The sequence below is a fragment of the Pseudomonas sp. KK4 genome (assembly GCF_001984065.1).
Lineage (GTDB): Bacteria > Pseudomonadota > Gammaproteobacteria > Pseudomonadales > Pseudomonadaceae > Aquipseudomonas.
The window spans coordinates 83,373-97,308 of the sequence record NZ_LYVP01000002.1; the positions used below are offsets into that span (position 1 = coordinate 83,373).

A 13,936-nucleotide genomic window follows, 5' to 3' on the forward strand; every position below is an offset into this window, starting at 1 on the left:
GACGTAGCTCCAGGTACTCCATTCGAAATCCTTCAGTGACCTTTCCGTGGGAAAGCGTCAATGATCATCAGGAGTGGCTGCCGCGTATGTCAGACACATCCGAAAATGATGTCCATAGCTTCCTAACCGGAAACAACAAAGCCCCCGTATCACTACGAGGGCTTTGTCGTTTCCAGGGCTCGTAACCTCAGGTCTTAGTGACCCGCGCTCTGCCCACCATCAACGTGCAGGATCTCACCCGTCACAAACTTCGCACCATCGAGGTACACAACCGCATTAGCAATGTCGTCAATCTCACCCATGTGGCCAACCGGATGCAGAGCACCCAGCGCCGCATGGGTTTCTTCGCCGTGCATCGGGGTCTTGATGATGCCAGGGGAGACGGCGTTCACACGGATACCACGCTTGGCGTATTCGATAGCCAGGGATTTGGTGGCCGCATTCAGGCCGCCTTTGGTCAGCGAAGCCAGTACCGATGGCACGCCGTCGATGGCGTGGTCGACCAGGCTGGTGGTGATGTTGACCACGTGGCCGCTGCCATTTTTTTCCATCTCGGCGATGGCCAGTTGAGTGATGTAGAAGAAGCCGTTCAGGTTCACGGACAGCACGTTGGCGTAGTCTTCAGCGGTGTACTGGGTGAACGGTTTGGCGATGAAGATACCGGCGTTGTTGACCAGGGTGTCGATGCGGCCAAAACGGGCGATGGCTTCACGGATCACGCGCTGGGCAGTTTCCGGTTCGCCGATGTCGCCGGCAACGGTCAGGATGTCCGGATCGGTGGACGGTTTGATCGAACGCGAAGTGGCGACGATCTGATAACCCTGTTCACGGAAGGCCTTGACCATGCCGTCGCCCAGACCTTGGGATGCGCCAGTGATTACGATGACTTTTTTCGAATTGCTCATGATGTAGACCTCTATCAAAAATGGGATGTGAAAGTGGGTGAATCAGGCTTCGGCGGGGGCCGCGGCCATTTGTCTCAACACTTGTTCGTAGTACTCGACCGACTGCGAACCGGACACCAGGTGACGGCCGTTCAACACCATGGCCGGGACCGAATTGATGCCGTGCTGCCGGTAAAACTCCTCAAGTTCACGCACCTCGTCGGCAAACTCGCCCGACGCCAGCACCTTGTGCGCCCGCTCCTCATCCAAACCTGCTTCACCTGCCAATCGCACCAGCGTCTGCCGATCACTCGGGTTCTGGCCTTCGCTGAAGTAAGCGCGAAGTAGGATTTTCTTCAGCGCCACTTGACGCCCTTCCCCCAATGCCCAAAGCAACAAACGGTGAGCGTCGAAGGTGTTGTAAAAGTGAGTGCGTTTTTCCAGATCGAACTTGAAGCCGATGGCATTGCCGCGTTCGATTTGCATCGCTTTGCCGTTGGCGACGTCCTGGGCGGTGCGTCCGTATTTGCGCATCAAGTGCTCAACGGCTTTCTCGCCTTCGGGCGGCATGTTCGGGTTCAGTTCGAAGGGCTTGTAGGTCAGCTCGACCGACACCTCACCCGCCACGTTCTCGATTGCCTGCTCCAGCGCCGTCGCCCCCAGTGCGCACCATGGGCACACCACATCGGAGATGAAATGGATGGTCACCGAGGCGGTCATGACTGCCCCTCTTCCGCCAGTTGCTTGCGGTACTGAGTGGTGGTGATCCCGGCGTAACCCCAGTTATCGGTGTCGACTTCTTCGATCACGATATGGGTCAGGTCCGGACGCTTGTTGAGAACGCGTTCCAGTGTTTCAGTGATTTCGGCGATCACCTGAGCTTTCTGCTCAGTGGTAACCCCGTCGCGGGTGATGCGAACACTTACGAAAGGCATTGAGGAATCTCCAGTGACCTTCCCGTCGGGATGATGGGAGAGGCGTTGGAGCTCAATGTAGGGAGTTGGCGGGAGGGGATAAAGGTGGGGATGGGAACATCATTAGTTACGTTGTGTAATAACCAGGGACATTTGTGGAGCGCGGAAAATGTCGCCGCTGACGACACGTCTTCAGAATATGTTCCCGAAAGCGCCTTTCGACGACATGACCCATTGAGCACGCACAAAAAAGCCCCGAATCAATCGGGGCTCCTTCGTTTTAAGGCCTCGAATCAGCCCTCTACACCACAACCCATCATCAGAAAATGTTGATCGGGTAGTCCACGAACACACGCACTTCGTTACCGCTGACGTTGTACTCGCTCGACTTCTGCGACACGCGCAGGATCGAGCTGCGCAGTTTCACGCTGAGGTCTTTGGCCGGACCGCTTTGCACGACGTATTTGAACTGGTTGAAGATCTCGCGCTCGGTGCCGCCTTCGCTGGTGGAGGTGGTGATGTTGTCACCGCGCACGTAGGCGAAGTTGTAGCTCAGGCCTGGAACGCCGAAGGTGCCGAAGTCCAGGCCGTAGCCCAGTTGCCAGCTGCGTTCGTCTTCGGCGTTGAAGTCGGACCAGTAGGAGTTGGCCAGGTAGATGGTGTTGCCGCCGTCACCGACGCGACCTTGCCCCTTCTGGTAACCGCCGTACGGGTAGCCCAGGTTGCTGTCGCCGGTGCTGCGCTGGTAACCGAGGGTGAACGAGTGTGGGCCGGTGGCGAAGGTGGCCGCCAGGCTCCAGATCTTGTTGTCGTCGCCGGTCAGGTTGTTGTCGCGAACGTAGGAATCGTCCAGCTTGGTACGGTAGCCGTTGAAGTCCAGGGTCAGGGACTGGTCCTTGGCCAACGGGAACACGTAGTTGGCGTTCACGTACTGCTTCTTCAACACGTCTTCGACGTCGGACGCGTACAAGGCCGCCTTGAATTGTTCGGTGAACTGGTAGCTGCCGCCCAACACGTTGATCGACTTCAGGCCACCGCTGTCACGACCTTCGGCGCTTTTGCGCGATTCGGCGGTGAAGCGACCGGCGTTCAGTTCCAGGCCCTTGATCTCTTTGGAGTTGATCAGGGTGCCGGTGTAGCTTTCCGGCAGCAGACGCACGTTGTCGTAGCTCAATACCGGCAGGGCCGGCATCTGGTCACCGTAGGTCAGCGTGGTGCTGGACAGACGGAATTTCACCGCTGCGCCCGCCTTGGACAGGTCGTCAGCCGGCTGGCCACTGTCACCTTTTTTGAAGAAATCGATACCCTGCGCGCCGCTGCGGTCTTCGCTGCGCTCCAGGTTCAGTGCGTACAGACCGAAGGCATCCACACCGACACCGACGGTGCCCTGGGTGAAGCCGGACGAGAACGTGCCGATGGCCGCTTGGCCCCACTCGGACTTATCGTCGTTGCCGTTTTTGTAGTCACGGTTCATGTAGGCGTTGCGCAGCAGCACTTTGAGGCTGCTGTCTTCGACAAATCCCTTGGATTCGGCCTGGTCGTTAGCCATGGCCTGTGAAGCGCTCAACATCCCCAGAGCGATCAGGCTGATTCGCTTGTTCAACATTTTGTTTTCCTTATTACGGGTTGAAACGCGCTGTGTCGAACGACTGAAATGGCACTATCGCGCTCTTTTTTCATTCCGCAAAGCAAAAGGCCCGCCCACGAAAATTCGAGGCGGGCCTTTTTATTATTTTGGGTCATGGCGGTCTGCCACAGGCGTTGGCCGAATCGTAGCCGCGCCCTCAACAGTGTGTCAATTTCATGATTGCGCAGTAATTAGGCGAAAATCTTCTAAGAAATCCCTTTACGCGGCAGAAAAACTCAAAACGAGCGGTTTCTATCAGCAAAAAAAACGCTGCCATCCCGGCAGCGTTCTCTTTGATCAATCCGTTGTTTTCTTCTTATCCTTCCATTACATCCCGCAACGCATCCAGTTCCGCTTCGCTGAATAAACCAGCGGGGTAGCGCTCGATTATCGTCCGGCGCGGATCAGGCTCACTGATCGGACGCGTTCCATTGGACTTTAACCAGTGCGCCAGGATCTGGAGCGATTCGCCTTTTACTGCCAGGGGATGCAACGTCCGCTCGCTGACCACATTTACTTCGGCGTTCATTTCAGCGCTCTCTCCTGGTTTGTGAGCGGCCTAACTTATCCAAGGTTTATGACAGAACGACTAAGTTCTCCCCCTCCCTGTTTTGCACCATGAGCGATACAAGAGCTATGCCAAGGTGCCCGGATTGTCGGCGCGCAGACACAAAAAAGCCCGCAGTCCTTCAGGGCTGCGGGCTCTGCGTACGGCAAGGGGCGAAAACGTTTGCCTGATTTTTTCCACAATCAACTCAAGCTGTTACGAGCTCACTCATTCCTTGTGCGGCGCTGGCTGTTGTTGGGTAAGGCAGTGGATGTTACCGCCACCCAGTAACAGTTCACGACCGGGCACCATCACCACTTCGTGTTGCGGGAACAAAGCCTGCAGAATTTCCTTGGCGGGACCGTCCAACGGGTCGTCGAAACTTGGCGCAATGATGCCGCCGTTGACGATCAGGAAGTTCACATAGGAACCGGCCAGACGCACCGAAGGATTACGCTCCTGGGTGCCGTCGACCGGGTCGACACCGGCGCATTCTTCTTCGGTCGCGTACAGCGGCCCCGGAATCGGCATCTTGTGCACCGTAAACGGGCGTCCCTTGGCGTCGGTGCTGCTTTGCAGTACGTCCATCGCCGCCTGGCAGCGCGAGTAGTTCGGGTCCTGCGGGTCGTCGGTCCACGCCAGCAGCACTTCGCCGGGGCGCACGTAGCAGCAGAAGTTATCCACATGGCCGTCGGTTTCGTCGTTGAACAAGCCATCCGGCAGCCAGATGATCTTGTCCACCGCCAGATTGTCCTTGAGCACCGCTTCGATTTCTGCACGATTGAGGTGCGGATTGCGATTGCGGTTGAGCAGGCATTCTTCGGTGGTGATCAGCGTCCCTTCGCCATCGACGTGAATCGAACCGCCTTCAAGCACGAAGCCTTCGGTGCGGTAACGCGGGCTGCGCTCGATCTCGAGGATCTTGCCGCCCACTTGCGAGTCGCGGTTCCACGGCGAGTACAGGCCACCGTCAAATCCACCCCAAGCGTTGAAGTCCCAGTTCACGCCACGGACTTCGCCGCTGTTATTGATGACGAACGTCGGGCCGGTGTCGCGCACCCAGGCGTCGTCGCTGGACATTTCCACGACGCGGATATTCGGCACGTCCAGGCGGGCCCGGGCGTTTTCATACTGGCCGGCGGAAACCGCCACGGTCACCGGTTCGAAACGGGCGATGGCCTTGGCCACCGCCACGTGCGCCGCTTGCGCCGGTTTGCCGCCCAGGCGCCAGTTGTCCGGACGCTCGGGCCATACCATCCAGGTCTGGGTCTGGGGTGCCCACTCGGCCGGCATGTAGAAGCCGTCGGCGCGAGGGGTGCTATTCAAAGTGGTCATGTCGATCAGGACTCCAGGGTTCCGTCGAGGGTTTTCAGCGCGCCGTACAGGTTCGGACGACGGTCACGGAACGAGCCCCACGCGCTACGGATGTGTTCCAGTTGGTCGAGGTCGAAGGTGTGAACCAGAACGCCTTCTTCGGTTTCATTGAGTTCCTGCACCTTCTCGCCGAACTGGTTGGCGATGAACGACGAACCATAAAAGGTAATGTCATAGCCGTCTTGTTCTTCGTTGCCGATGCGGTTACTGGCGATCAGCGGCATCAGGTTAGCGCCGGCGTGGCCCTGTTGCACGCGTTGCCAGTGATCGCGGGACGAAATGGTCTTGTCGTGGGGTTCGCTGCCGATCGCGGTCGGGTAGAACAGAATCTCTGCGCCCAGCAGCGCCATGCTGCGCGCCGCCTCCGGAAACCACTGGTCCCAGCAGATGCCCACGCCGATTTTCGCGTAACGGGTGTTCCACACCTTGAAGCCGGTATCGCCCGGGTTGAAGTAGTACTTCTCGTGATAGCCCGGGCCGTCTGGGATGTGGCTTTTCCGATAAATCCCGAGGTTGCTGCCGTCGGCATCGATGATCGCAATGCTGTTGAAACGCGCACGCCCGGCCAACTCGTAGAAGCTGATCGGCAGCACCACCTGCAGTTCTTTGGCGACTTTCTGGAAATGCTTGATGGCGACGTTGTCTTCAACCGTCGTGGCCAGTTGCAGGTAATCCGGGTTCGGCTTCTGGCAGAAGTACGGCGCCTCGAACAGCTCCTGGATGAGGATGATCTGCGCGCCTTTGGCGGCGGCTTCACGGACCAGTCTTTCGGCAACTTCGATATTGCCTTCCAGGTCCCAGGAACAGGCCATCTGAGTGGCGGCAACGGTAACGGTACGGCTCATGGAGCATCTCCGGGCAAGTGCGTGACGATCGGGCATGGCTTATCCACACCCTGGCATTGGCGACTTTATATCCGATAAAAATCGGCTTTAAAAGCTTTGAAAATGCATTTCGTCTTAATTTACGCACTTAAACCCGATAACAATCGAATAATAACGCTAGTCCCCTGTGGGAGCGGGCTTGCTCGCGAAGGCGATTTTTCAGCCAACGACCACGTAGCTGACACAACCCTTTCGCGAGCGAGCCCGCTCCCACAGTGGCATGCGTTTACAGATCTTCGGCGAGCACCTTCGAGAGCATGTCCACAAAGAAATCCACGCTGCGCCGCGAGGTCACCATCGGCGGTTTGATCTTGAGCACGTTCAGGTAGTCACCCGTCGGTTGCATGAAGATGCCCAGGTCGCGCAGGCGATCGCACAGCGCCGTGGTTTCTTCGGTCGCCGGCTCCAAGGTGTCGCGGTTGCGGACCAGCTCCACGCCCAGATAGAACCCGGAGCCATGCACCGCGCCTACCAGCGGATGAATATCGATCAACGCTTCCAGCCGCTCTTTGAAGTAGCCGCCCACCACCTGAGCGTTCTCCCAGAGCTTTTCTTCCTCCATCACATCCAGCACCGCCATGCCGATCTCGCAGCTGACCGGGCTGCCGCCAGCGGACGAGAAGAAATAACCCTCGGCCTCCAGCGCCTCGGCGATTTCCCGGCGGGTGATCACCGCGCCCAGTGGCTGGCCGTTGCCCATGCCCTTGGCCATGGTGATGATGTCCGGCACCACGCCCTGCTCTTCGAAGCCCCAGAAGAAATGGCCCATGCGCCCGTAGCCCACCTGTACTTCGTCGGCGATGCACACGCCGCCCTGGGCGCGGACCATGGCGTAGACCTGTTGCAGGTAACCCGGCGGCAGCGAAATGCCGCCGGCATTGCCGTACACCGGCTCGCAGATGAAACCGGCCAATTGGCGTTTTTGCTCGGCGATTTTCGCCAGATTGTGTTCGACGCTGCGCACGTAGTCCGGCGCGCTGTCCGCGCCACGGAATTCACCGCGATAGGTGTTCGGCGCCGTGACCGGATGCACCCAGTCCGGGCGGCTGCTCAAGGCTTTGGGGTTGTCGGCGATCGACGTCGACACCGCATCGGCGCCCACGGTCCAGCCGTGGTAGGCCTCCAGCACACTGACGATGTCGCGTCCGCCGCTGTAGGCCCAGGCCAGACGGATCGCCAGGTCATTGGCCTCGCTGCCGCTGTTGACCAGGAACACGCGGTCCATGGAATCCGGCGCCAGCTTCAACAGACGCTCGGAGAATTGCGCCACCGCGGCATAGTTGAACCGCGAGTTGGTGTTGAGCAGCGACCATTGCCGACTGGCCACCGCGGCCATGCGTGGATGGCCGTGGCCGAGCACCGCAACGTTGTTGAGCATGTCGAGGTAGGAGCGGCCCTGCATGTCGATCAGGTGGTTGCGCCAGCCACGCTCGATGCGCGGTGGGTCGACGTAATAGTGTTTTTGCGTGCGGGCAAAACTGGCGTCACGGCGGGCCAGCAAGGCCTGCGCATCCAGTTCTTCTTCAGCATCGCAGGCCAGCCCCAGCAGCGCCGCCGGTGACGGGCACAGCGCCTGCCAGGCTGGCGCACGGCTCGGTGTGCAAAACAGCGGCGCGGTGAACGAGTGACCTCGGCACAACTGCACCAGCAACGGCCCGCTGACCGCGCCCAACACCTGGCCTTTGACCAGCGCGGCGCCGGCATGCAGCGATGGCGTCACGCCCCACAGACGCACGCTCAATTGCGGGCCATCCAGTTGCAACACGCCCGGCAACGGCTGATGCACCACCCCGGCAAACGGCGCTTCCACCGCCGTGCCATGGGGCACACGCAACTCCACGTGCAGCGGGCAGGTGTCCGGCTCGACGGCGCTTTCCGGCCGGGTGCGGGACAAACGGTATTGCCCGTAACGACTGGCGACCAGCCCGTGGAAGCTCTCGGCGCTGTCGAGCAGGCGTTGGTCGATGCCTTCCTCTTCCCAATTGCCCGCCTCGAAGTGCGCGCTGAGCACACCCAGATCGAGCAAGGCAAATTCACGCCCCACCAGGCTCGGCAGCAGCGGCGCGAAACCTTCGCTGACAATCGGCGGCAGGTGTTGCCCGACGCAGGTCAGGATCGCCGCTTCCATCAGCGCCAGGGGCACCGAGGTCGCGACGCTGAAGATTTCCCACTCGTGAGTCAGGTTATCGCGGCTGTAGGTATTGCCCGGGTCGATGCTCACCTGCTGCTCGCCACTGAGCACCAGCACCGCCGCGCGCGCGACGATCAACGGCCACAGCGCCAGCAGTTCCTCATGGGTCAATGGATTGACCGCGTGATAGGCCTGCACTGCCGGCAAAATGCAGAACGGGTCGCCATCGGCGTGATGCAGCAAGGCCGCGCAGGTCACCGACAGGTCGGTGATGCGCCAGGTGCGCACCAGATCGCCGAAATCGATCACCCCCTGCAACTGCCAGTGACGCTCGGCATCGCGTTGCCAGACCACGTTGTCATCGGTGATGTCCATGTGGATGGCCTGCACCGGCAACTTGTCCACCAAGGGCTGCAAGTGCCGCTCGGCCCGCTCCGCCGCTTCGGCGATCAAGGTGCGCTGGGCGTCGTCCTGAATCACTGGCAGCAAATGCGCGATCAGTGCCTGAGCGTGGCGCGCGTCCCATTGCAGCGTACGCACCAGCCCCGGATGGTCGAAGTCCACCAGCGCCAGGTCCATTTCGCCGCACAGGCGACCGAAGCCGGCCACCACGGTGCGGTTGAAATGATCGAGATGGGTCAGGGACTGGCCTTCGATGTAATCGAGCAGGCGCACATGCACCGCCTGGCCAGCCACGTCCAGCGACAACAGGTCCTCGCCGTTCTTGGCCGGAATCACCCGCGGCACGTGCACATCGGGGTGCTGCGCCAAATGCTTGAGCCCGGCGTGTTGAGCCTGCAACTCCACCGCCGAATAGTCGCCCCTGCAGATTTTCAGGACGAAACGGCCCTGATCGCTGTCGACGCGGTAGTTCAGGTCCTGTTGACTGCCCAGGGCCTGCAACCTGCCGCCAAGCCCGTAATGTTCCTGCAACAGCTCTAGCGCTTGTTCCGCAGACACTTGCGGGCTGGGCAAACTGGCGCGATGAATCAACGTGGCGAGCGGCATGGAACGACCTCTGGAATTTTATTAGGCGCCTATATCGCCACCGCTCGAGTCGATACGCAACCCCCACCCCGTGCTGCACGCTCAGCGGTGGCTCGCGCCCGACGACGCTTTGCGCAAGAATGGCGGCCAGCAACGCCTACTGTCGGAGAAAACCATGAATGTGATTACCACCGCGCTGCCCGGCGTTCTGATCATCGAACCTCGGGTAATGAAGGACGAGCGTGGTTTCTTTTACGAAAGCTTCAATGCCAGAAGCTTCGAGCAAGCGACCGATGTGCCGGCGGCATTCGTGCAGGACAACCATTCGCGCTCGCAAAAAGGCGTGCTGCGCGGTCTGCATTACCAACTGCAATCGCCCCAGGGCAAACTGGTTCGCGTGACCCATGGCGAAATATTGGACGTGGCCGTGGACATCCGCCGCAGCTCAGCGCATTTCGGCCAATGGGTCGCCATGCGCCTGAGTGCCGACAACCACCGCCAGATGTGGATCCCCGAGGGTTTTGCCCACGGCTTCGTGGTGTTGAGCGATGCAGCCGAAGTGCTCTACAAGACCACTGACTATTACAACCCTCGCGGTGAGCGCAGCGTTCGCTGGGATGACCCGGACCTGGGTATCGACTGGCAACTGGACGGCACGCCAATCCTGTCGGCCAAAGATCAAGACGCGCCACTCTTCAAGGACGCCGACGTCTTTGCCTAGGCATAATGCGCCTGTCCCCACAGGCGCCCGAAGCTCATGACTCCGACCCTCCCCCGCAGACCCCGCTGGCGCAGCCTGGCCTTGCTCGCCCTGTGCCTGGCGCCGCTGCTGTGGCCGTTGCAGCACTTGGCCGAGCGCTATTACCGCAGCGAACTGGCCGGGCAGAATCGCCAGACCCTGGACCTCTACGTCGCCAACCTGCTGGGTACCCTGCACCGTTACGAAGTGCTGCCGCAGATTCTCGGCGACCTGCCGGCCCTGCGCGCCGTGCTGGGTGCGCCGGACGACAGCGTCACCCAGGGCAATGCCAACCGGCTGCTGAAAAATATCAGCAGCCAGACCGGCGCCGAAGTCATGTACCTGATGGACACCACGGGCAAGACCCTCGCGGCCTCCAACTGGGACAAACACGACAGTTTCGTGGGGCGCAATTTCGCCTTCCGGCCATATTTCAGCGAAGCCATGGCCGGGCGTCTCGGGCGATTCTTCGGGCTGGGCACCACGTCCGCCAAGCGCGGTTACTTCTTCGCCGCCGCCGTGCGCAACGGCGAGAAAATCACCGGTGTGCTGGTGGTCAAGGTCGACCTGGACCACACCGAAAGCCTGTGGGGCAAGACCCCGGAGCAGCTGCTGCTGACCGATCAGAACGGCGTGGTCATCCTCACCTCGCGCCCGGAATGGCGCTTCCGCTCGACCCGCCCCTTGAGCGAAGACGAGCGCAAGGCCATCAGCGCGATCCAGCCTTACCCGACCCGCGAGCCCAAGCCATTGCGGCTCAACCCCAACGCCTGGCTGACCCAGACTCAGGCCATCGCGGAAACCGGCTGGAACGTCAGTATCCTCGCCCCACGCACCCTGATCGACCGTCCCGTACGCACGGTGGTGGCCGTTGGCGGCGCGACGCTGTTGGTGGTGATGTTGCTGCTGGGCCTGATGATGCAGCGCCGTCGTCATTACCTGGAACGCATCGCCTTCGAAGCCAAGGCACGGCGCGAACTGGAAGGCCGGGTGGCCGAGCGCACCAGCGATCTGGAAGGCCTCAACCGTCGTTTGAAACAGGAAGTGCTGGAGCGCGAGCAGGCCCAGCAGGAACTGGTGCGCGCCCAGGATGACCTGGTGCAGGCCGGCAAACTGTCTGCCTTGGGGACGATGTCGGCCAGTATCAGCCACGAACTCAATCAACCCCTGGCCGCCATCCGCAGTTACGCGGAAAACGCCGAAGTCCTGCTCGACCATCAGCGCACCGACGATGCCCGCGGCAACCTCAAGCTGATCAGTGAACTGACCGGGCGCATGGCCTCGATCATCGCCCACTTGCGCGCCTTTGCCCGACGCGATCGCCACGCCCCGGAAAGCGTCGCTCTGCAACCGGCGCTGGACGATGCGCTGGCCCTGTTGGCCAAACGTCGGCGCAGCATGGACGTTGAATTGATTCGTGACTTGCCCGCCGCGACGCTGTGGGTCGAAGCCGGCGAAACTCGCTTGCGCCAAGTGCTCGGCAACCTGCTGGCCAACGCCCTGGACGCCCTGACGGAAAAAGGCCCGCCCCGTAAACTCTGGCTGAGCGCCCAATCCACCGCCGAGGGCGTTACCCTGTACATCCGCGACAACGGCCCCGGTTTCTGCATGGAAGCCCTGGGTCGCGCCAGCGAGCCGTTCTACACCACCAAGACCCGCACCCAGGGCCTTGGCCTGGGGCTGGCGATCTGCGAAACCCTGATGCGCGCCTTCGGCGGTGAACTGTCGTTCGCCAACCACAAGGAAGGCGGCGCGTTGATTACCTTGAAACTGCGCCCAGGCGCACCGGGCGTGAGCCTGCAACCGTCCGAGGACCGAAGTGCATGACCATCGACAATCGCATTCAGGTCGTGTTGATCGATGACGATCCGCACTTGCGTCAGGCCCTGAGCCAGACCCTGGACCTGGCCGGCCTCAAAATCCTGCCGCTGGCCGAAGCCAAGGGCCTGGCCGCGCAACTGGAGCGTGACTGGCCGGGGGTGGTGGTCAGCGACATCCGCATGCCGGGCATGGACGGCCTCGAACTACTGAACGAACTGCACGCCCAGGACCCTGAGCTGCCGGTGCTGCTGATCACCGGCCACGGCGACGTGCCGCTGGCCGTGCAGGCCATGCGCGCCGGGGCCTACGATTTTCTGGAGAAACCCTTCGCCAGCGACGCCCTGCTCGACAGTGTGCGCCGCGCCCTGGCCCTGCGCCGCCTGGTACTGGACAACCGCAGCCTGCGTCTGGCCCTGAGCGATCGCAACGAGTTGAGTACACGGCTGGTGGGGCATTCGCCTTCGATCCTGCGCCTGCGCGAGCAGATCGGCGCCCTGGCGGCGACCAAGGCCGATGTGTTGATCCTGGGCGAAACCGGCGCCGGCAAAGAAGTGGTGGCCCGGGCGCTGCATGATTTGTCGAGCCGCAGAAACGGCCCGTTCGTGGCGATCAACGCCGGGGCGCTGGCCGAATCGGTGGTCGAGAGTGAGCTGTTCGGCCATGAGCCCGGCGCCTTCACCGGGGCGCAGAAGCGCCGTATCGGCAAGTTCGAGTTCGCCAACGGCGGCACTTTGTTCCTCGATGAAATCGAAAGCATGAGCCTGGACGTGCAGGTGAAATTGCTGCGCTTGCTGCAGGAGCGGGTGGTCGAGCGGCTGGGCGGCAATCAACTGATCCCGCTGGACATCCGCATCATTGCCGCCACCAAAGAGGACCTGCGCCAGGCCGCCGATCAAGGGCGTTTCCGTGCCGACCTGTATTACCGCCTGAACGTTGCGCCGCTGCGCATTCCGCCGCTGCGCGAACGAGGTGAGGATGCATTGGTGTTGTTCCAGCACTTCGCCGACGAAGCCAGCGCCCGCCACGGTTTGCCGCTGCATGAACTGCAACCGGGGCAACGCGCCCTGCTGCTGCGCCACAGCTGGCCCGGCAACGTGCGCGAGCTGCAGAACGCCGCCGAACGCTTTGCCCTGGGTCTTGAGCTGGCGCTGGACGACAGCGAGGCGCAAAGCGCTGCCGGCACGCCGGTGGAGCTGGTCAGCGGCGGCCTGAGCGAACAAGTGGAAAACTTCGAAAAGACCCTGATTGCCGCCGAGCTGGCACGCTCGCACACCTCTTTGCGCAGCGTCGCCGAAGCCTTGGGTATTCCTCGCAAGACCCTGCACGACAAGCTGCGCAAACACGGCCTGAGCTTCGCCGACAGCGGTGCCGCCAGCCACGCCGACGATCTCGATTGAGCCACCTACCATCCCATCAAGAGGCCGCCGAATGAGCCGCGACAGTCGTCAACTGGAATCCGTGCTCCACCACGACATCCCCCTCACCCGGGACATGGGCCTCAAAGTGCTTGAATGGCACGACCAGCAACTGCGCCTGCATTTGCCGCTGGACGCCAACGTCAACCACAAGAGCACCATGTTCGGCGGCAGCCTGTATTGCGGTGCGGTGCTGGCCGGTTGGGGCTGGATGCATCTGCGGCTCAAAGAGGAAGGGATTACCGACGGGCACATCGTGATTCAGGAAGGCCAGATCCACTATCCACTGCCCGTGACGGGCGATGCCCACGCCATTTGCACGGCGCCGAGTGCGCTGGTGTGGAAGAAGTTTGTGGCGACGTACCAGCGCTATGGCCGGGCGCGACTGATCCTCAATACGCGGGTGGTGAATGCGGGGAGTGATCAGGATGCGGTGAAATTTACCGGGCAGTATGTCCTGCACCGCTGAACTGGCCACGCAACCTGTGGCGAGGGAGCTTGCTCCCGCTCGGCTGCGCAGCAGCCGCAAACCAGCGAATGGGATTTAACTGAAAGCGCGCGCTGCCTGGCTTTTGAGGCCGCTTCGCAGCCCAACGAGAGCAAGCTCCCTCGC

At 61.3% G+C, this 13,936-nt stretch carries 12 protein-coding genes; 4 read left to right on the forward strand and 8 right to left on the reverse strand.

What is annotated here, in order from left to right:
• Positions 1 to 194 precede the first annotated feature (194 nt).
• The 8 genes from B0W55_RS01125 to B0W55_RS01160 form a co-directional block, all read right to left on the reverse strand.
• On the reverse strand, positions 195 to 905 hold the full coding sequence (locus tag B0W55_RS01125) for an SDR family NAD(P)-dependent oxidoreductase (RefSeq protein ID WP_077044216.1): 711 nt from the start codon (positions 903 to 905) through the stop codon (positions 195 to 197).
• Between the two features lie 42 nt (positions 906 to 947).
• Positions 948 to 1,604, reverse strand: coding sequence for a DsbA family oxidoreductase (locus B0W55_RS01130; RefSeq protein WP_077044217.1), 657 nt, complete (start codon positions 1,602 to 1,604; stop codon positions 948 to 950).
• The gene (locus tag B0W55_RS01135; protein WP_056852134.1) at positions 1,601 to 1,819 is read right to left on the reverse strand and encodes a 4-oxalocrotonate tautomerase family protein; all 219 of its coding nucleotides are present in this window, start codon (positions 1,817 to 1,819) and stop codon (positions 1,601 to 1,603) included. The genes B0W55_RS01130 and B0W55_RS01135 overlap by 4 nt, the downstream gene beginning before the upstream one ends.
• A gap of 298 nt (positions 1,820 to 2,117) precedes the next feature.
• On the reverse strand, positions 2,118 to 3,404 hold the full coding sequence (locus B0W55_RS01140; protein WP_077044218.1) for an OprD family porin: 1,287 nt from the start codon (positions 3,402 to 3,404) through the stop codon (positions 2,118 to 2,120).
• Between the two features lie 337 nt (positions 3,405 to 3,741).
• On the reverse strand, positions 3,742 to 3,954 hold the full coding sequence (locus B0W55_RS01145) for a hypothetical protein (protein ID WP_077044219.1): 213 nt from the start codon (positions 3,952 to 3,954) through the stop codon (positions 3,742 to 3,744).
• A gap of 246 nt (positions 3,955 to 4,200) precedes the next feature.
• Positions 4,201 to 5,307 (reverse strand): agmatine deiminase, encoded by a 1,107-nt coding sequence (gene aguA, locus B0W55_RS01150; RefSeq protein ID WP_077044220.1) that lies wholly within the window; start codon positions 5,305 to 5,307, stop codon positions 4,201 to 4,203.
• A 5-nt stretch (positions 5,308 to 5,312) separates the two neighbouring features.
• On the reverse strand, positions 5,313 to 6,191 hold the full coding sequence (gene aguB, locus B0W55_RS01155; RefSeq protein WP_077044221.1) for an N-carbamoylputrescine amidase: 879 nt from the start codon (positions 6,189 to 6,191) through the stop codon (positions 5,313 to 5,315).
• 265 nt (positions 6,192 to 6,456) lie between these two features.
• On the reverse strand, positions 6,457 to 9,369 hold the full coding sequence (locus B0W55_RS01160) for an aminotransferase (RefSeq protein ID WP_077044222.1): 2,913 nt from the start codon (positions 9,367 to 9,369) through the stop codon (positions 6,457 to 6,459).
• A gap of 154 nt (positions 9,370 to 9,523) precedes the next feature.
• Between B0W55_RS01160 and rfbC the strand changes: the two genes are divergently transcribed.
• The 4 genes from rfbC to B0W55_RS01180 are packed head-to-tail and all read left to right on the forward strand — an operon-like array spanning position 9,524 to position 13,792.
• The gene (gene rfbC, locus B0W55_RS01165) at positions 9,524 to 10,069 is read left to right on the forward strand and encodes a dTDP-4-dehydrorhamnose 3,5-epimerase (RefSeq protein WP_077044275.1); all 546 of its coding nucleotides are present in this window, start codon (positions 9,524 to 9,526) and stop codon (positions 10,067 to 10,069) included.
• A 36-nt stretch (positions 10,070 to 10,105) separates the two neighbouring features.
• The gene (locus tag B0W55_RS01170) at positions 10,106 to 11,914 is read left to right on the forward strand and encodes an ATP-binding protein (protein WP_077044223.1); all 1,809 of its coding nucleotides are present in this window, start codon (positions 10,106 to 10,108) and stop codon (positions 11,912 to 11,914) included.
• Entirely contained in the window at positions 11,911 to 13,305 is a 1,395-nt protein-coding gene (locus tag B0W55_RS01175) for a sigma-54 dependent transcriptional regulator (RefSeq protein ID WP_077044224.1), read from the forward strand. The genes B0W55_RS01170 and B0W55_RS01175 overlap by 4 nt, the downstream gene beginning before the upstream one ends.
• 31 nt (positions 13,306 to 13,336) lie before the next feature.
• The gene (locus tag B0W55_RS01180) at positions 13,337 to 13,792 is read left to right on the forward strand and encodes a thioesterase domain-containing protein (protein WP_077044225.1); all 456 of its coding nucleotides are present in this window, start codon (positions 13,337 to 13,339) and stop codon (positions 13,790 to 13,792) included.
• Positions 13,793 to 13,936 lie beyond the last annotated feature (144 nt).